The organism is Nocardiopsis listeri NBRC 13360, from assembly GCF_001570765.1.
GTDB classification, from domain to species: domain Bacteria; phylum Actinomycetota; class Actinomycetes; order Streptosporangiales; family Streptosporangiaceae; genus Nocardiopsis; species Nocardiopsis listeri.
Genome location: NZ_BCSH01000049.1, coordinates 1 through 17723, shown reverse-complemented (window position 1 = coordinate 17723; position 17723 = coordinate 1). Strand labels below are relative to the sequence as shown.

General features: G+C 69.5%; 15 protein-coding genes. 12 read left to right on the top strand and 3 right to left on the bottom strand.

The window, feature by feature from the left end:
* The first annotated feature begins 2 nt into the window (after nt 1–2).
* Genes NLI01S_RS16095 through NLI01S_RS16080 form a run of 4 tightly spaced genes read left to right on the top strand, consistent with a single transcriptional unit; the run spans nt 3 to nt 3675 of the window.
* Entirely contained in the window at nt 3–362 is a 360-nt protein-coding gene (locus tag NLI01S_RS16095; RefSeq protein ID WP_190318485.1) for a TadE/TadG family type IV pilus assembly protein, read from the top strand.
* Nucleotides 359–769, top strand: a complete 411-nt coding sequence (locus NLI01S_RS16090) for a TadE family protein (RefSeq protein ID WP_067605231.1) — start codon at nt 359–361, stop codon at nt 767–769. Before NLI01S_RS16095 ends, NLI01S_RS16090 begins: the two co-directional genes overlap by 4 nt.
* Nucleotides 766–1176, top strand: coding sequence for a TadE/TadG family type IV pilus assembly protein (locus tag NLI01S_RS16085; RefSeq protein WP_067605230.1), 411 nt, complete (start codon nt 766–768; stop codon nt 1174–1176). The genes NLI01S_RS16090 and NLI01S_RS16085 overlap by 4 nt, the downstream gene beginning before the upstream one ends.
* A 21-nt stretch (nt 1177–1197) precedes the next feature.
* The gene (locus NLI01S_RS16080; protein ID WP_157091050.1) at nt 1198–3675 is read left to right on the top strand and encodes an OmpA family protein; all 2478 of its coding nucleotides are present in this window, start codon (nt 1198–1200) and stop codon (nt 3673–3675) included.
* A gap of 169 nt (nt 3676–3844) precedes the next feature.
* On the opposite strand, the gene NLI01S_RS16075 is transcribed toward NLI01S_RS16080, so the two are convergent.
* Nucleotides 3845–5656: a BCCT family transporter gene (locus NLI01S_RS16075; protein WP_067605228.1), complete on the bottom strand. Its 1812-nt coding sequence runs from the start codon at nt 5654–5656 to the stop codon at nt 3845–3847.
* Between the two features lie 816 nt (nt 5657–6472).
* On the opposite strand from NLI01S_RS16075, the gene NLI01S_RS16070 reads away from it, so the two are divergent.
* A complete protein-coding gene (locus NLI01S_RS16070; protein WP_067605222.1) occupies nt 6473–6712 on the top strand; it encodes a hypothetical protein in 240 nt (79 codons plus the stop codon).
* Nucleotides 6713–6974: 262 nt separating this feature from the next.
* Here the strand turns inward: NLI01S_RS16070 and NLI01S_RS16065 are convergent, their stop codons facing one another.
* Nucleotides 6975–8048 carry an FUSC family protein gene (locus tag NLI01S_RS16065; protein WP_190318484.1) on the bottom strand — a complete coding sequence of 358 codons (1074 nt, stop codon included), beginning with the start codon at nt 8046–8048 and terminating at the stop codon, nt 6975–6977.
* A 108-nt stretch (nt 8049–8156) separates the two neighbouring features.
* On the opposite strand from NLI01S_RS16065, the gene NLI01S_RS16060 reads away from it, so the two are divergent.
* From NLI01S_RS16060 to NLI01S_RS16045, 3 genes are all read left to right on the top strand, one after another.
* Nucleotides 8157–8996, top strand: coding sequence for an SMP-30/gluconolactonase/LRE family protein (locus NLI01S_RS16060; protein ID WP_223809267.1), 840 nt, complete (start codon nt 8157–8159; stop codon nt 8994–8996).
* A gap of 753 nt (nt 8997–9749) precedes the next feature.
* The gene (locus NLI01S_RS16050; RefSeq protein ID WP_067605216.1) at nt 9750–11060 is read left to right on the top strand and encodes an ABC transporter substrate-binding protein; all 1311 of its coding nucleotides are present in this window, start codon (nt 9750–9752) and stop codon (nt 11058–11060) included.
* 92 nt (nt 11061–11152) lie between these two features.
* Complete coding sequence (locus tag NLI01S_RS16045; RefSeq protein ID WP_067605214.1) at nt 11153–12301, top strand: L-talarate/galactarate dehydratase; 1149 nt, start codon at nt 11153–11155, stop codon at nt 12299–12301.
* A 36-nt stretch (nt 12302–12337) separates the two neighbouring features.
* On the opposite strand, the gene NLI01S_RS16040 is transcribed toward NLI01S_RS16045, so the two are convergent.
* Nucleotides 12338–13579, bottom strand: coding sequence for an MFS transporter (locus NLI01S_RS16040; protein WP_084392649.1), 1242 nt, complete (start codon nt 13577–13579; stop codon nt 12338–12340).
* Between the two features lie 443 nt (nt 13580–14022).
* Here NLI01S_RS16040 and NLI01S_RS16035 point away from each other — a divergent pair, with 443 nt between their 5' ends.
* The 4 genes from NLI01S_RS16035 to NLI01S_RS16020 are packed head-to-tail and all read left to right on the top strand — an operon-like array spanning nt 14023 to nt 17532.
* The gene (locus NLI01S_RS16035; protein WP_067605212.1) at nt 14023–14799 is read left to right on the top strand and encodes a methyltransferase; all 777 of its coding nucleotides are present in this window, start codon (nt 14023–14025) and stop codon (nt 14797–14799) included.
* Nucleotides 14796–15587: a Rossmann-like domain-containing protein gene (locus NLI01S_RS16030; RefSeq protein ID WP_067605210.1), complete on the top strand. Its 792-nt coding sequence runs from the start codon at nt 14796–14798 to the stop codon at nt 15585–15587. Before NLI01S_RS16035 ends, NLI01S_RS16030 begins: the two co-directional genes overlap by 4 nt.
* Nucleotides 15584–16558: a GHMP family kinase ATP-binding protein gene (locus tag NLI01S_RS16025; RefSeq protein WP_067605208.1), complete on the top strand. Its 975-nt coding sequence runs from the start codon at nt 15584–15586 to the stop codon at nt 16556–16558. The genes NLI01S_RS16030 and NLI01S_RS16025 overlap by 4 nt, the downstream gene beginning before the upstream one ends.
* Nucleotides 16516–17532 (top strand): pyridoxal-phosphate dependent enzyme, encoded by a 1017-nt coding sequence (locus NLI01S_RS16020; protein WP_067605206.1) that lies wholly within the window; start codon nt 16516–16518, stop codon nt 17530–17532. The genes NLI01S_RS16025 and NLI01S_RS16020 overlap by 43 nt, the downstream gene beginning before the upstream one ends.
* Nucleotides 17533–17723 lie beyond the last annotated feature (191 nt).

Below are 17723 nucleotides of genomic sequence, written 5' to 3'. Positions count from 1 at the left end.
CGTTGCGTCAGTACGAAGACGACCGAGGCAGCGCCGAGCTGGCGATCGCCGCCCCCGCGCTCCTGCTCCTGGTGATGCTGGTCGTCCAGGCCGCCCTGTGGACGCACGGCGAACACGTCGCGGCCGACCTCGCGCGGCGCACCGCCGAACAGGCGCGCACCGTGGAAGGGGCCGCGACGGCGGCCCCGGCCGCCGGAACGGTCCTACGGGACGTCGACGTCTCCGTCGATCGCGGCACAGAGGAGGTCAGAGTCACCGTGACCGGTACCGTCCCCAGCCTCGTACCGGGGGCGACCTGGTCTGTGGAACACGTGTCGGTCGCCCCTGTCGAACGCTTCGTCCCCGGAGGTGCCACACCGTGAGGAACCGTGACCGGGGCTCCGCGTCGGTGGAACTCGCCATCGTCACACCCGCCCTGCTGCTCTTCGCGATGCTGATGATCTTCGCCGGGCGCACCGTCGACGCGGGCACCACCGTCGACGAGGTCGCCCACGCCGCCGCCCGAGCGGCCTCCCTGGAACGCACCCCCGGGGAGGCCTCGGCGGCGGCGACCACCATCGCCTCCGCGACGCTTCGGGAACAGGGACTGGCCTGCACCGACCACGCGACCAACGTCGACCACGGTGGTCTCGCCGCCGGTGGGGCTGTCTCGGTGACCGTGACCTGCACGGTGAGCTTCTCCGACCTGCTCGGGGTCGCCTTCCCCGGCAGCCGCAGCATCGAGGGCGACGCCACCGTCGCTATCGACACCTTCCGGGGGACCCCATGAACATCGACGCGACGCGGGACGACCGCGGCCAGGTGAGCGCCTTCGTCGTGATCATGGCGCTCGCCTTCCTCCTGTGCCTCGGACTCGTCTACGAAGGCGGTGAGCTGCTCCAGGCCCGACGCCAGACCGCGACGCTGGCCCAGGAGGCCGCCCGCGTGGGCGCCCAACAACTCGACTGGGCGACCTATCGAGATGGTGGTGACGAGGTACCGCTGGACGCCGGCGCGGCGGCCTCGGCGGCCCAGGCCTTCCTCGGCTCCGCCGGGGCCACCGGAACCGTCAACGTCAGCGGGGACAGCGTGACCGTGACCTGCGCCCTGACCTACTCGTTCACCCTCATCCCCGCCGGCTCGACCACCGTCGAGACGACGGCCACCGCACGCCCCCACACACAACCCACCCCTTGATCCCAGCACAGTGAGGCGGAGATGCACCCTTTGAGCCGGCTCTGCGCGGTCGCATTCGCGCTCGCCTTCCTTATCGGTCTGCCCTACGTCCTGCTCTGGCACGTGGACTGGCCCGACCTGCCCACGTCGTGGGACGTGGCCCTGGCCCACCTACGCGGATGGCGGACCCCGCCGGGTGTGCTCACCGCCGCGCTGATCACGGCCCTGTGGGCGCTGTGGGGACTGTTCGCGCTGGCGATCGTGGCCGAGTCCGTGGCGCGCCTGCGCGGTGTCGCCCTGCGTCTGCGTCCGCTCGGGCCGCTCCAGGCGATCGCCGCCACGGCCGTGGCGGCCACCGCCCTCACCCCCGCCGTCGCGTTCGCCGACACCGTCGCCCCGGCGGAGCAGAGCGAGAACGAGGACGAGGACGAGGCGCCCGAGGCCGCCCAGGACGACGTGGAACAGGCACCCGTCGAACGGACCCGCACCGTCAGCGGATTCGAACTGGGGTCCGCGGAGCTGACCGAACAAATGCGCCAGGACCTGGCGCCCACCGTCGAGATGCTCGGAGACCACTGGGACCCGGACGTCCCCGTTCGGATCATCGGTCACACCGACCCCAGCGGCGACGCCGAACGCAACCAGGAACTGTCCGAAGAACGGGCTCGAGCGCTCGCCGAGCACCTGACGGAGTCACTGGGCGAGGACGCCCCCGACACCGAGATCACCGGTAAGGGCTCCGACCAGGAGATCGAGGGACCGGCGCAGACCCAACGCCGAGTCGAGATCGCCTACACCCTGGCACCCGCTCCGGTGCCCTCCCCACAGGGGGAGAATCAGGCAGAGACCGAAGCCGAGGCCGAACAGCCCGTCGTCACCTTGGACAACGCCTCCGCCGCCACCGAGGAGGACGGCCCCCGCGTCGTCGTCCTGGAGGTCCCCGACGGCGGTATCGCCGCGACCGTGGCCTTCGCCGGCCTGGCCGGGGGCTACCTGCTGGGCAAAAGAGGCTCCTTCGTGCCGAGGATGGCGCTCAGCCTGCCCCGGCCGCGCCTGCGTGCCGGACACCCGCGCCGCCTGGCGCTCCCGGCACCGCCAGAGCGTCCCGAACCCACCGACGAGATCCACGAGCGAGTGACCCTGGAGTTGGACCACGTCCCCGGCCTGGGCCTCATCGGCAAGGGCGCCGACGCCGCGGTCCGACGTCTCATCGCCAATGCCCTCGACCCGGCCGAGCCTCTCGCGGTGCGTGTCCTGATCATCGAACGCGAGGTCGTCCGGCTGTTCGGCGCGACCGGTCGAGACCTGCTACGCGATCGGCCGTGCGAACCGGTGACCATGGTTCCCACGATGGAGGACGCACTGGCGTTCCTGGCCTCGGAGCTGCACGCCATGGACGCGCGGGAGCGGGCGCCTCTCGCCCTGATCGCCTCCCCCGACCCCCGCCACGAGCACGCTCTGTCCGGATTGTTGCTGCACGGACAGCACCGTGGCGTCACCGCGGTCATCCTGGGCAGCTGGCCACTGGGCGGCAACTGCGTGGTCGACGCCGACGGGCTGATCTCGCAGACCAGCCAGCCGCTCTCCACCCTGTTCCACTGTTCCTGGGCGGGATCGACCGCGGAGGAGGTCCGCGAGGCCGTCCTCACCTACCACGAGGCGGACCACGCGCTGTCGGAGCGGACGGAACGACCGTCCTCACGCCGTGACACCGAGGTGTGGGAAGCGGAACGCGGCCGTCCGGTACTCGTGGCCGAGGACTGGGCCGATGACGACGCGTTCACGCCGGTGGGTGATAGCGCTGTTTGGGATCGGCTCACCCGGGCCTGGAACGAGGAAGCCGAGTTTTTGGACGACGAAGGCTTCGACGAGGCCGTGACCACCGGCGCGGCGGAGGGCGTGATCACAACCGAGGGCACGGGCCGCGAAGCCGGGAACAGGGATTGGAGCGTTCCGGACGACGGAGCCGTTATTGCCGCCGCCTTCGCTGTCTTCCATGACACGGTTGGAGGTGCCGGCCCGGCCGCTGCCGACGACTACGACGACTCCGGGTGGGAGGAGACCCCATCGGCCATCCCTGCCCCGGGTACCGACATGGACGAGGTCACGGACGTCGCCCCACGTAAGGTTGCCCCCCAGGAGATGGCCCCCGCCCCGGAGACCCGGGAGATCAAGGAGACCCGGAAGGACGAGAAGGTCCGCCACCAGCGCGTGCCCGGCCGCAAGGCCGGAAGGGTCCGTGTGGTCCGGATGGACGGACCCTCGAGCTCGGACACACCGGGGGAGCACTCGGCCTCGATTCCCGAGCGGCTCCGCACGACACAGCGGCCACTCAAGGAATCCGGGCCGATCCCACAGGAGCCACAGCAGTCCCGCGTGGCCGTCACCGCGCAGGCCCTTGTCGGCCCGGGCATGGCCGGCCATAAATCATCGACCTCCGACAGTCCGCAGCCGGTCAAGCCGCGCAGGCCGCGTAAGGCAGGCCCGCGGATGCCCCGGATGCCTCGAACAGAGGGCTGAACAAGACCCGGACGGGCGGCTTCGCGCTTTCGTGCGAGCCGCCCGTCCGGGGCATGTGTCCGTTCGGTTCGGCTCCGGCCACCGCCGGGGCTCGTGGGCATGCCCAAGCCGCCACCTATGTCGAAGACCTCCGGTACGTCCCGCGTCAGGTGGACCCGGGGCTGTTCGCCTACTCGGAGTCTTTTCGCCCCTGGTCTTCGGACCGCGGCGGTCGCTTCTGCTGGTGGTCCGTGCGCTTGGCCGAACCGGTTCGTGCCGACAGAGTGCCGTGTGTGCCGGTCTGCCGATGCTGCTTCACATAGGGGTCGCGCAGTACGGGTGGTTCGTCCAGGGCTTCGGGCTCGACCACGATCTCCGAGGTGTCGTGTTCGTCCTCGTCCTGGCGACGCTCGAACTCCTCTGGTGGCAGAACCTTCTTCCACCTGCGCATCCGCATCGTCGGCAACTCCCCGGCGTCCTCCCGCAGAGCTCGGTACATCGCGTACATCTGGAAATAGCCCATGATGAAGAACGGCAGGCCGACGAGAACGATGATCTTCTCCAGCGCTTCCAAACCGCCGGATCCGGAGAACACCAACAGGGTGGCGGTCACCACTCCGATCGCGATGGCCCAGAAGATCCGTTGCCCCAACGGGTTGAAGTCCTCGTGGCCATTGGCCATGGTGTCGGTCACCAGTGCCGCCGAGTCCACCGATGTGATGAAGAAGACGACCACCAGGATGATGGCGATCACCGAGGTGACACCTGCGGCGGGGAAGTGTTCCAGGAACGCGAACAGCGCTCCGGGGACGTCCTCCTGCTCCACGACACTCTCGACCAGTCCGCCATCACCGTGGAGTTCGATGTCGAAGGCGGAGAAGCCGAAGACGCCGAACCACAGCACCGAGAAGCCGGCCGGAACGAGTAGCACTCCCGAGACGAACTGTCGGATGGTCCGTCCCTTGGAGATCCGGGAGATGAAGATGCCCACGAACGGGGACCAACTGATGGTCCAAGCCCAGTAGAACACCGTCCAGTCGGCCTGCCATCCGGTGGCCGCGAAGGTGTCGTTCCACAGGGCCAACTCCGGCAGGTTCATCAGGTAACTGCCCAGTGCCTCGATGGTTCCCTTGAGGACGAAGAGGGTGGAACCCGTCAACAGGATGAACACCAGCATGCCGATGGCCATCCAGATGTTGATGTTGGACAGGACCTTGATGCCACGGTCCAGACCCAACGCGACGGAGACCATCGCGGCTCCACCGACGACACCGATGATGATCAACTGCCACATGGCGCTTTCCGGGATCCCCAGAACGCGGTTGATACCGCTGTTGATCTGTAGGGCGCCCAAACCGAGGGAAACCGCGACACCGAAGACCGTGCCGACGATGGCGACGATGTCGATGAACCTGCCGATCGGCCCGTGGATCCCCTCGCCGATGAGCGGCTGGAAGATCGAACTGACACGCGGTGGAAGGTTCCGTTTATGGATGAAGTAGGCGAAGCACAGCGCGGGCAGTGTGAAGATCGCCCAGGTGTGCAGTGTGAAATGGTAGAAGGTGAAATTCATCGCGTCCGCGGCGGCACCCGCGGTCTCCGCGTCGATACCCAAAGAGGGGCCGCGCGGGGGTTCGCCGAAGTGGCTGATGGGTTCGGCCACACCCCAGAACATCAGGATGCTGCCGATGCCGGCGGCGAAGAGCATGGCGAACCAGGCCGGTCCCGAATGTTCGGGAGCCTCGTCGTCGGGGCCCAGTTTCACCCGCCCGAATCGTCCGAGGGCGACGAAGATCAAAAAGCCCAGGAACATGGTGAGGCCGAGGATGTAGAACCATCCCAGGTTGGCGTACAGCCATTCGGACGCGACGGTGACGGCCGCGTCCAGTGGTTCGGTGAAGATGATGGTGACGAGTACGAACGCGATGATCACCGCGGCCGAGCCGAAGAAAACCGGTGGAGAGGTGCGCAGTCTCAGGAAGCCGTGTAGACGGGTCAGCAAGTAATCGACTCCTCACGGTGGAAGTGGAATGACCGGGGCCGGGGTCAGGTGACCCGGCCAGAGTACTGTTCCCGCCGACGTATTGCTCCTATCGGCCAAACCATGGCGTCCTGTGTCCGTTTTTTGCGTTATGCGAATTGCGTCCCAATGGTGGCGCCGTTCATGCGCTCGGGTTGCGGTGGAGGGTGAGGACTCCCGTGGGGCGTCCTGCGGTGCTCGGCTCGAAAGGGTGAGGGTGACGCGAATCCCCACTCCCGGGAGGAGCCACGTAAAGTCCCGTATCCGAACGGTTCCCGCTCTCGCGATGGTCGTGTCCTCGGCGCGGTGGCGTCCGCCCTGCGCGCCGCGTCGAGTGGAGGGGCCCGGGCCGGAACCGGTGCGGAAACGACTTGAACACGTGCCGCGTGCGGCCTTCCCGCGTGTGGGGTGCTCCGAAGGGGGCGGCCCGGTCGGATGGTCGCCGAACGCCGTTCGCCCCGGCACTTTCGTTGTTCCCGTAGTGCGCGGATGTGAACGTTCGTCGGTGGTCACTTCGTCCTCAAGTCGGACGATTCGACGGCTTTCGTTTTCTATGTTGGTCGGTGTCGGCGAGTAGCCACTCGATCACACATGGGCCGGGGGTCCGGCGAGGGCCACGATCAGGCTCTTCGGGCCTGATCGGCCCGACGGCCCGTCCGGCCCGTGCCCGGTGAGAGGACCTGCCGGACTCCGGTCAGTGAGTCCGGGAGGAACCGATCATCGTTCGAGTGGTCGCCACGACCTCTCCTCGTGATACGCGGGGAGAGTCCGCAAAACCCCATGTTTCGGAGGAAGTACATGTCTATGTCGCAGCGCATCGCCGGTGGACTCGCGATCGGAGCGGCGGCCTTGGCCCTCCCGCTCGCCGCGAGCCCCGCGCACGCGGCCGACTGGGAGGTCGTCGGTGGTGGCTTCGATATGCAGGCCGTCTGCCTCATCGATGCTTACAGCTACGTCGTCGAGGAGGACAACAACCACGACTTCACCGAGTACAAGTGCGTGTACAACGGTTCGACCTGGGACGTCTGGGTTCGCTGACCCCGGCCCACCCCTGACTCCCCCACACGGTGGTGCCGGGTGATTCCGGCCATCCGTCGTTGACATGGAGTTTCGCCCCACCGGAGAGCCTCCGGTGGGGTCTTTCGCGTCGGGGCGTGAGTGTCGACCACCCGGGGAACGACGACCCGCACGAGCACCCCCGAACCGCCCAACGCCGCGGGTGGCCGACCATGGGGTCGCACTTCCACGTGCCCCATCGGAGACAAAAGGGGCGGTAGGCGCCGCGAACCGATGACGCGCCCTACCTCGTCGTTCGGCCGAGCGTGTCGCAGAGGATGTCGATGGCGCTGATCGCCGCGTCGGTCTCCGGACCCGAATCCGCCAGTCGCCTCCGGAGCCCGGGAAGAGCCTCGTGCAGCTCCTCGGCTCGGAGCGCCGCCGCGTCCCAGAAGGCCGCCGCCCCCCACGTGCCGTCGATGGATCGGGCCTGGGCCACACGCGCGAACATCTCCGCGATGTCACTCACGACCGAGGCCAGAGCCTCCTGTGATTCCTCGGGCGCGGACAGCACCGTCGTCGCCACGAGCGTGCACATCACGGCCACGCCCTCCAAGGGGCCGGCGGCCGCCACCCGCGTCCGGGTCCGTCGACGCAGGTACACCCCTCGGAGGGTGTGGCGAACGATGTCGAGGGCGGCCGACCGGGCCGATTCCAGGTCCGCGATGGCGGTGTGCGTCGAGACGAGCGCGTCTTGGACCTCGACCCGCGCCTCGTCTCGCCGAGTCGCGACGTGAGCGGTCCTGACCAGCAGCCGGTGTAGATGGAAGACCAGCGTGTGCTCGGCCCGGGAGAGCAGGCGCAGCGGATGGGTGGGGAACAGCAACTGGCTGAAGACCAGCGCCACACCCACGCCCAACGCGGCGTCGAAGAGTCTTTGCGCTCCGCCGTCCCCTCCATAGGGGATGGTCACGGTGAGGATGGCGGCGGCCGCGGCCTGGGCGATGGTCACCCGGGCGGCGCCCATCGCGACGGCGATCAGAACCGCGACCAGGGTCGCCACGACCAGCGCGAGGCTGGGAACACCGACCGGCCACACCGTCGACGCACCGACGATGATGCCGATCAGGGTGCCGGTCAGCAGGTTCACCGCCTGCACCCCGCGGACCCCGAAGCCGGTGTTGAGCGCGACCACGGCGGCGATCGGGGCGAAGAACGGATGATGGTCCCCCGCCACCAGCCACTCGGCCAGGACCCAGGCCAGCCCCGCGGCGGCAGCCTGCTGTAGCGCCGACCAGACGTTGGTGCGCACCCGGTCCCAGGCGGGGCGCCAAAAGGACCTGGGTGTCGGACCTGACCGATCGGGTGCGGAACTCATAGCCTCACTTATTGTAGTTGGCCTCGTCACAGTGTGTGCTCGGTCGTGGGATGTCGGCCGCGCCGCCTGGGCGGGGTGGGAGCGGGTGAGGAGGACGCGATCTTGAAGGTGGAACGGGTCACCGACCCGATCACCGAACATGGTGAGGGGCCTTGCTGGTCACCGTCCTGGGGCGGGTTGCGCTGGGTCGACATGACCCGTGGTGACGTATTGGGCCTGACGCCCACCGGGGATGTCTCCCGAAGACACGTGGACGACGTCGCCGCGGTCATACGCCCCCGCGTCGGCGGTGGAGCGATCGTGGGCGTGGAACGCGGAGTGGCGCTGTTCGACGCTCAGGGCGAGGAACAGCGCCGGATCGAGATCTGGTCCGACCCTGGCATCCGAATGAACGAAGGCGGCTGCGCCCCCGACGGAACCTTCTACTGCGGATCGATGGCCTACGACAAGACACCGGGAGCGGCCGCCCTCTACCGCCTCACGCCGGAGTCGGAGGTGACCACCGTGCTTCCCCACGTCACCATCTCCAACGGCATCGACTGGTCGCCCGATGGTCGATTCGCCTACTACAACGACACCGACACCGGCCACGTCGCCGTTTTCGACTGGCACCCGGACCATGGCCTGACCGACCGCCGTGTCCTGGCCCGAATCCGGGACGGTGGTCTGCCCGACGGCCTGGTCGTCGACGCGCAGGGCGGTATATGGACCGCGATCACCAACGCCGGCCAGGTGCACCGCTACACCCCCGACGGTGACCTGGACGAGGTGATCTCGTTGCCGGTCCAGAAGGTCACGGCGTGCACCTTCGGTGACCAGGACCTGGGCACCCTCTACATCACCACGTCCCGGGAAGGCCTGGAACCGGGCGAGGAACCGTTGTCCGGCTCGCTCTTTCGGGTCCGCCCCGGGGTACACGGCCGTCCGGTCCGGGCGTTCGCCGGGTAGCGACCGGTCCAGGAGTTCGATTCGGCGCCTCGACCCCCGGTCGCCGTCTCCACGGCGCTCACCACCCTGAGGTCGGGTGGACGAGCCGGGCCAGAGCCGTTTTCCGTCCCTGGCCCCGTACCGTCCTGCCGGACGGCCGGCGTCTGTTGGTGCTCAGAGCGTTTGCCGGGGCCCGCGCGGCGCCTTCGCCGGTAACCCGTGGACCACCGCCGCGCCGGTCCTGGGCGAGGTGGTGGTTCCGCTGCTGGGCCGGTCGCGCCGGGTCTCGGTGGACGGGGTGCTCCGCTGGGACGGCGAACGTTCCGTGACCGGTGTCGGCGCGGGTCTTGGGGAGCCGCGCCTCAAGGGCGATGATCTGCTGTTCCCCCACACCTCCGGTGCCCACACTTTCGCCTGGTCGGGGGCGAATGAGGGGGAGTAAGCGCTTTCCGAATTTCGGCCGGACCGTGGTTCGGGGTCGGGGTCCGGCCGCGTGGGGCACATGTCGACACTCGGGGGTGAGCACCCGTCACACGTCTTGTTGAAAGCCGCTTTCACCTGGTATTTCGCCCCATTCGAGGGGTGGTTTCCATCGGTTCCTTCGGTGATGGTCCCGCTAGGGGGCACCATTGACACCCGTGGAACCCGATGTTAAAAATGTCGAAATCCATCGCTTGGATAGCGCTTACCGGGAAGATGGGAAGCGCTTTCTTCACGCAACTTCACACGCGAGGTGGGCCGAGTCCGCCCTCGCCCCCGAAGGGAAGTCCCGGCATGCGCCAACCCCCCGGCCGATTCCGAACCCGCCCCGGACCGACGGCCGGCACGGCCGCCGCGATCACCGCACTGGTCCTGGCGGTCTCCGCCTGCGGGGGATCGGGTGACGACGGCACCGTCCAGCTGCGTTTCTCCTGGTGGGGATCGGACGAACGCCAGTCCACCATGAACGAGGTCATCGCGAACTTCGAGGCGGACAACCCCGACATCACCATCACCGGTGAGAGCACCGACTGGGGTTCCTACTGGGACCGGCTGGCCACCAACACCGCGGCCAACGACGCCCCCGACATCGCCATGCAGGAGGAGCGTTACCTGCGCGAGTACGCCGAGCGAGGCGCCCTCCTGGACCTCGACGAACTGGAGGCTCTGGACCTGTCCGGTCTGGATCCGCTCATCGCCGAGAGCGGAGACCTGGACGGCAGCACCTTCGGGGTCGCCAGTGGGGTCAACGCCTACGCCATCCTCGCCGACCCCGAGGCCTTCGAGGCGGCGGGCGTGGAGATGCCCGACGACCAGACCTGGACGTGGGAGGACTACGTCGAGATCTCCGCCGAGATCACCGAGGCCACCGACGGCGAGTACGTCGGCACCCAGAGCATGGCCTACAACGAGGCGGGCTTCCAGGTCTTCGCCCGCCAGCACGGGGAGAACCTCTACGCCGAGGACGGCTCGCTCGGCTTTTCGAAGGACACCCTCGCCGCCTGGTTCCAGATCACCCAGGACCTGGCCGACAACGGTGGCCAGACGGGCGCCTCGGAGAGTGTGGAGATCCAGGCGGGCGGCATCGACCAGTCGGTGGTCTCCACCAACCGCGGCGCCATGGCGCACTTTTGGACCAATCAGCTGGTCGGCGTGAGTGAGACCTCGGGGAGGGACATCCAACTGCTGCGGTACCCGGGAGAGACCGAGTTCGATCGCACCGGCCTGTTCCTCAAGCCCGCCATGTACTACACGGCCTCCGCCGGGACCGACCACCCCGAGGAGGTCGCGCTCTTCCTCGACCACATGATCAACGACCCGGCCGCCTCCGAACTGCTCCTCGCCGACCTCGGACTGCCCTCCAACCTGGAGGTGCGCGAGGCGATCCTGGGCGAGCTGTCCGATGCCGACAGCCAGACCGCCCAGTTCATGGCACAGGTCGAGGGCACCATCGTGGACGGCAACCCGCCCCCGCCGATCGGCGCCGGCGAGGTCGTGGAGATCATCAGCCGGGCCACCGACAACGTCCTCTTCGGGGATCTCACGGCGGAGGAGGCCGCCGAGCAGTTCATCACCGAGGTCGAGGCGGCCACCGGCGGCGGCTGATCGGATCACCGAGAACCCACCTTCGAAACCCCCGCGCGGGAGGGCGGTCCCCTTCGCCCTCCCGCGCCCCCGGACCACAGAACGGACAGTGGATGTCGACCACCACGCCCGGAAAAGCCACCCAGGACCGCGTCACCCGCGTCCGGATCTCCTCGGTGACCCTGCCCCTGGCAACCCCCATCAGCGACGCCAAGGTACTCACCGGGCGTCAGCGCCCCATGACCGAGGTGGCGATGCTCTTCGCCGAGATCGGAACCGAGGCCGGACACGAGGGCATCGGGTTCGGGTACTCCAAGCGGGCCGGAGGCCCGGGTCAGTTCGCGCACGCCCGAGAGGTGGCGCCCGCTCTGTTGGGGGAGGACCCCAACGACATCGAACGGATCTGGGACAAGCTCGTCTGGGCGGGCGCCTCGGTGGGCCGCGGGGGACTGTCCACCCAGGCCATCGCGCCCTTCGACATCGCCCTGTGGGACCTCAAGGCCAAGCGGGCCGGGCTCCCGCTGGCCAAACTCCTGGGCGCCCACCGCGACTCGGTGCGCTGTTACAACACCTCGGGCGGGTTCCTGCACGCCTCCACCGAGGAGGTCCTGGCCAACGCCACCGCGGCACTGGAGAGCGGTATCGGCGGGATCAAGATCAAGGTCGGACACCCCGACCGTGCTCGTGACCTGGCCCGGGTGGAGGCGGTACGCGAACACCTGGGGGATGACTTCCCGCTCATGGTCGACGCCAATCAGCAGTGGTCACGGGCCCAGGCACGACGGATGTGCCGGGACCTGGAACCCTTCGACCTGGTCTGGATCGAGGAACCCCTCGACGCCCACGACTTCGCCGGGCACGGGCGCCTCGCCGAGGTCTTCGACACCCCCATCGCCACCGGCGAGATGTTGACCAGCGTGGCCGAGCACGCCGAGCTGATCCGGCACGGGGGAGCCGACATCGTCCAACCGGACGCGCCCCGCGTCGGCGGCATCACCCGGTTCCTCAAGGTGCTGGCGATGGCCGACCGGAACCACCTCCACCTGGCGCCGCACTTCGCGATGGAGATCCACGTCCACCTGGCCGCCGCCTACCGGCACGAGCCGTGGGTGGAGCACTTCGAGTGGCTGGACCCGCTCTTCGAGGAACACCTGGAGATCGCGGACGGTCGTATGCACCTGTCCGGTCGCCCGGGGTTGGGGATCACCCCGAGCGAGCGAATGCGCGAGTGGACCGTGGACACCCATGAGGAAGCGCTCTGAGCCACGAGTAGTGGACCGCGCGGCACGGGTACGGGTTCAGGCGTGCCCGTGCCGGGTCCGAAAGTCCCTCGCCCCGGGCGCCAGCGCCGCCAGCGCCGGGACCACCACGCACAACGCGGCACAGCCCAGCAGTACCGCCTCGGCGCCGAACGCCTGTGCCGCAGGGGCGATCAACGCCAGTCCCACGGGCGCGAACCCGTAGGCGAACAGGAAGTCCAGGGACGAAACCCGCGCGAGCTTGTCGGGGGCGACCTCGCGCTGGGCGGCGGTGAACCACGGGACGTTGAACAGTTCCACGCCCAGCCCCACCACCGCGTAGGCGGCGAAGACCACCACCGCGCCGACCGGGAACGCCAGACTCAGTGGGGCCAGGGCGTAGATCCCCAGCCCGAACAGCGCCCACCAGCCCTGCGCGCGGGGCTTCCAGCGGGAGACCAGGACCGCGCCGACCAGGGCGCCCGCGGTGTAGGCGGTCAGGGCGCCGGCGAGCACGGCCTCGGTGCCGTAGTGGTCGCGGCTGGCCAGCGGAAGCAGCACGTTGGTGGCGGAGTAACCGAGGGCGATGACGGTGGTCAGAGCGGCCAGCCCGGCCAGGAACCAGGGGTGGCGGCGGGCCTCGGTGAGCCCCTCGACGAACTCCACGTGGAAGGGGGCGCGCTCGCGCGGGGCCCCGGGGACGGCATCGGCGCCGCGCGGAAGCAGGGCGGCGGCCAGCCACAGCCCGGCGGTGACCAGGAGCAGAGTCGCGGGCCCGGTGACGGTGGCGGCCAGCGCGGTCAGGCCGGGGGCGAGCAGGGTGACCACGCGCACCGAGAAGGTCAGGGCGGCGTTGGCCTGTTGACGGTCCTCCACGGCGACGACCTCGGCGGTCAGGGCCTGGAAGGCCGGCCGGCAGGCGCCCTGGCCCACGCCCACGACCACGGCGGCCACGGCCATGAGCGTGGTGGAGGTGCCCAGCCCGGCGGCGAGGGCCGGGGTGGCCACGGCGGCGGAGAGCCCGGACCACAGCACCACGGCGCGGCGTGAGTGACGGTCGGCGAGCAATCCGCCCAGGGGCACCGCGACGAGGAACCCGGCGGTGCGGGCGGCCAGTACCAGACCCAGGCCGACGGCGCTCAGCGAGCCGTGCAGGACGGCGAGTCCGAGGATGAACGGCATGGCCCAGGTGGCCATGCCGGACGCGGTGGTGGCGCACCACAGGCGGACGAAGTCCGGGCGCAGCAGGGGGGAGGGGCGCCGGGGCCCGGTCGTGTTCGGCGGCGACGTCGTCGAGGACACGGGTGGTTCTCATCTCTGGTCGGTTCGGGGTGTGGTCGCGCACTACTCTAGTGAAAACGATAATCAGTAGCGCGCATCTTCGTGTGTATCACCTCGCGTGGGTCGCCAGGGCGTGGTTCGGGGCGATGCTCCGGCCCGCCGGTTCGCTTCGAGGTGCTCCGGTTTCCAAACGCGGCGGCCTTCGGGTGGGGCGTGCGGCTGACCTCGGGTGACGGAAGGTCCATGGTGGTCGGGGTTCGGTGCTCCGTGGTGGGGGGAACGACTCGTGGGGGCGCGCGGGCGCCCGGCGTTGGCGAACCGACCCGGTGAGCGGACTCGGTCCGACCGATCCACCCGACGATTCCATCCATTAGCGTGACAACGATTTTCATTGTCGTTATAGTCGCTCCCCAGAAGCCGGGACCCCCGCCCATGTCCGATCCACCCCCGCCGAAAGGATCCGGGTGAACCCCTCCCTCCTCGACCAGCTGCCCCCACCCCTGCCCGCCGAGCAGATCATCGCCCTCAACAAACCCAAGGCCGACCTGCACACCCACCGCGCCTACAGCTGGAACGGCTGGGAGTTCGACGTCCCCCCGGGCGTCTTCATCCCCGGCGCCACCAGCAGGATGATCCACCAACGCGTCCTGGACGACGACATCGACGTGCGCGGACGCGTCTACGCGGCCATGGGCGTCGGACTCGGCGTGGAGGCGATAGTGGCGGGTCTGCGCGGCGCCGCCCGTGTGCACGCGCTGGACGTCCACCCCACCAGCGTCGCCGTCACCGAGGCCGGCTACCACCGCATCGTCGGCACCGACGGTCCCACGGAGTTCCTACCCCGGGTCGGCGACCTCTTCGAGGCCCTACCCGACGGCACACGCCTGGACACGGTCACCTTCAACCCGCCCGCCGTCAGCCGACCGGTCAGCGACGATCCCGACATCGTCCGCAACGTGTGCGCGGGCACCTCCGTCACCGACGCCTTCTTCACCCAACTCGCCGAACGCGACCTCCTCGCACCCGGCGGCGAGGTGTACTTCGTCGCCTCCAACACCGCAGACCTGCGCCACATCATCGGCCACGCCACCACCGTCGGCTTCACCGCGAACGTCCACCACCTGCACGACTGGGAGGACGGGGTCCTCACCTACCTGTTCCGCCTGACCCGGGAGCCCGGCACGACCACCGGAACCGACCCGGCCATCGAAGCCGTCACGAGCGGGGAGGACACCCGATGAGAGACCTCGAAGAACTCCGACAGTCCGTCCTGGCCACCCCCGACCCGCCCGTCGCCACCAGCGTCTTCTGGGTCCACCACGGCACCCGCTTGGCCGGCGGCGACGTGACCTACCTCAACCAGTACGTCCTGGTCCGTATCGGCCGGGCCTTCGGCGCCTGTGCGTTCGAGGCCGGCGAACTCGACCCGGCGATCTGCGCCGACCTGTCCGGCCGCCCCCTTCCCGACCTCCTGCATGGGCCGGCCCCCATCCGCCTCGCCGCCCTGGACGCCTATCTGGGCCAGGCCCGACCCCACCGCGAGGACCCGCGCGCCGAAGCCGTCACCCTCCCGCAGGGAACCCCCGAGGAACGCGCCGTGGCCCGCGACCGCGCCATCGCCGGTCTGCTGCCCGACCCCGAGAACAGACGCGTCGCCCTCATCGGCGTCGTCAACCCCCTCGTCGCCGCCATCCGCGAACGCGGCGGCGAGTGTCTTCCCTGCGACCTCAACCTGCGCCGCACCCAGTGGGGCGACGAGGTCCACACCGACATGGAGGACGTGCTGGCCAAGGCCGACGCCGTCGTGGCCACCGGCATGACCCTGGGCAACGGAAGCTTCGACCACATCCTGCGACGCTGTCGCGAACGCGAGATCCCCTTCGTGGTCTACGCCCAGAGCGGCAGCGCCGTCGCCCGTGCCTTCCTCGGCTCCGGCGTCACCGCGGTGTCCGCCGAACCCTTCCCGTTCTCCCAGTTCAGCGCAGAACCGACCACTCTCTACCGATATCGCGAGGAGGCCGAGGAGTGACCCTCGGAACCGGACAGGCCAGCTGCCACCACGGCGAGATACTCCAGGGGATCTTCCTGGACGGGCGGGGCGAACCCACCCGTGGCCTGGTCACCCTGCCCATGGCCGAACCCGCCGCCCGTGCGGTGTTCACCCCCTTCTCCACCCGCGCCCCTCGGCGCGTGGTGGTGGATCCGCCAGACCGCGCCAAGGCGGCGCGCGCCGCCGAACTGGCCGTCGCCGAGTGCGTCCGCCGGGGCGACGTCGCCCCGGTCGGCGGTTACCTGAGCGTGCGGGGCGGTGCCGAGCCCGGACTCGGCATGGGTTCGTCCACCAGTGACGTGACCGCCGCCGTGCGCGCGGTCGCGGACGGGCTCGGGGTGGAACTCGCACCGTCGATCGTGGCGCGGGTGGCGGTGGCCGCCGAGGGCGCCAGCGACCCGGTCATGTTCGGGGACCGGCCGCTGCTGTTCGCGCAGCGTCGCGGCCGGGTCCTGGAGGAGTTGGGCGCGGCGCTGCCCGAACTCGCCGTGGTGGGCTGCCTGACCGGTTCCGGTCAACCCGTCGACACCCTCGCCCTGCGGGGTACCGCACGGTCGGGGGACATCGCCGTCTACGAGAGGCTGCGTGCCGCGCTGCGCACCGCGATCAACGAACACGACCCCGCCGGAGTGGGGCGGGTGTGCACCGAGAGCGCCATCCTCAACCAGCGGGTGCTGCCCAAGACCGAGCTCGGTGTCCTGCGGGAGACCGCCCGCGCCTGCGGCGCGCTCGGCATCCAGGTGGCGCACAGCGGCAACGTCGCCGGACTCCTCTTCGACGCCGCCGAACCCGGACCCGAACTGCGTGCCCGCATCGACGCGGCCGTCGACCGGCTCGGCTGGGAGGGGCTCACCCCCACCCGTGTCTTCTCCACCTCCACGAGAACCCTCAGCACCGGGGAGCGATCTTGGACCACCACGTTTCCGAAGCCATCGCCCGACCTGATCTGATCGACCTGGGCGGCGGCCTGGCCTGCCTGCGCTTCGAGTCGATGAAGGTGGCGTCCGCCCTCGCGGCGGTGCGCCACCTGTTGGAGAGCGGGGTCGTCCGCCCCGGCGACACCCTCATGGACAGCTCCAGCGGCATCTACGCCTACGGGTTGGCGCTGGCCGCCCACCGCTACGGGCTGCGTTGTCACATCATCGGATCCACCACCATCGACCGGCCCCTACGCGTGCAACTGGCCGTGCTCGGCGCGACCCTGGAACAGATGCCGCCCTCCGATGACCTGGGACTGGACCAGAACCGGCGGGTCCAGCGGGTGCGGGAGGTACTGCGCGAGCACCCCGAGTACCACTGGATGCGCCAGTACCACGACGTCATCCACGGGTTGGGGTACCGGGCGGTGGCCGAACAGATCCGCAAGGACGTGGGGGAGGAGCCCCTGACCCTGGTCGGCGGGGTGGGGTCGGGGGCCTCCACGGGGGCGCTCGCCCGCTACCTGCGCGAGGGTGACCCCACCACCCCGTTGGTGGGGGTGCAACCGTTCGGCAGCGTCACCTTCGCCGGCGACCACGTCACCGACCCGCAGATCATCATCGCCGGCATCGGCAGTTCCATCCCGTTCGGCAACGTCGACCACACCCTCTACGACACCCTGCACTGGACCGGATTCGACGCGGCCCTGGCGGGCAGCGTGGACCTGCTGCGCCGGCACGCGATCTTCGCGGGGCTCTCGACCGGGGCCGCCTACCTGGTGGCCCGGTGGGAGGCGCGGTCGGGACGAAGACGGGTGGTGTTCGTGTCCGCCGACACCGGGCACCGGTACGTGGCCTCGGTGTTCGCCCGGTATGAGGAGGCCCGCCCGGTCGACGATCTCTCCCCCCGCCAGATCGACGATCCGAGCGGGCTGGAACCACCCTGGTGCCGGATGGACTGGGATCGCAGGCCGGCCCCCGAACAGGCGGTGTACAGGGAGGGCTGAGCCGGTCGGGGCCCACGACGGGAGCTTGGCAAGCGAGGCCCCGGCTGATTCGTAGCGGCCGGGGCCTGGCGCTGTCAGGGATGAGTCAGCGCTAACCGTGCTGGGCCGTCCCAAGGAAGGTTTGCCATTCGGTAGAGGAGAATGGGAGGAGCCCGGCGGAGGGGTGTTTCGAGTCACCTTCTAGATGAGTG

Bases quoted from the DNA above. Each gene is read 5' to 3' on its own strand.
- NLI01S_RS16065 (WP_190318484.1), bottom strand. From the start codon at position 8,048: ATGAGTTCCGCACCCGATCGGTCAGGTCCGACACCCAGGTCCTTTTGG.
- NLI01S_RS16080 (WP_157091050.1), top strand. From the start codon at position 1,198: ATGCACCCTTTGAGCCGGCTCTGCGCGGTCGCATTCGCGCTCGCCTTC.
- NLI01S_RS16085 (WP_067605230.1), top strand. From the start codon at position 766: ATGAACATCGACGCGACGCGGGACGACCGCGGCCAGGTGAGCGCCTTC.
- NLI01S_RS16070 (WP_067605222.1), top strand. From the start codon at position 6,473: ATGTCTATGTCGCAGCGCATCGCCGGTGGACTCGCGATCGGAGCGGCG.
- NLI01S_RS16045 (WP_067605214.1), top strand. From the start codon at position 11,153: ATGTCGACCACCACGCCCGGAAAAGCCACCCAGGACCGCGTCACCCGC.
- NLI01S_RS16050 (WP_067605216.1), top strand. From the start codon at position 9,750: ATGCGCCAACCCCCCGGCCGATTCCGAACCCGCCCCGGACCGACGGCC.
- NLI01S_RS16030 (WP_067605210.1), top strand. From the start codon at position 14,796: ATGAGAGACCTCGAAGAACTCCGACAGTCCGTCCTGGCCACCCCCGAC.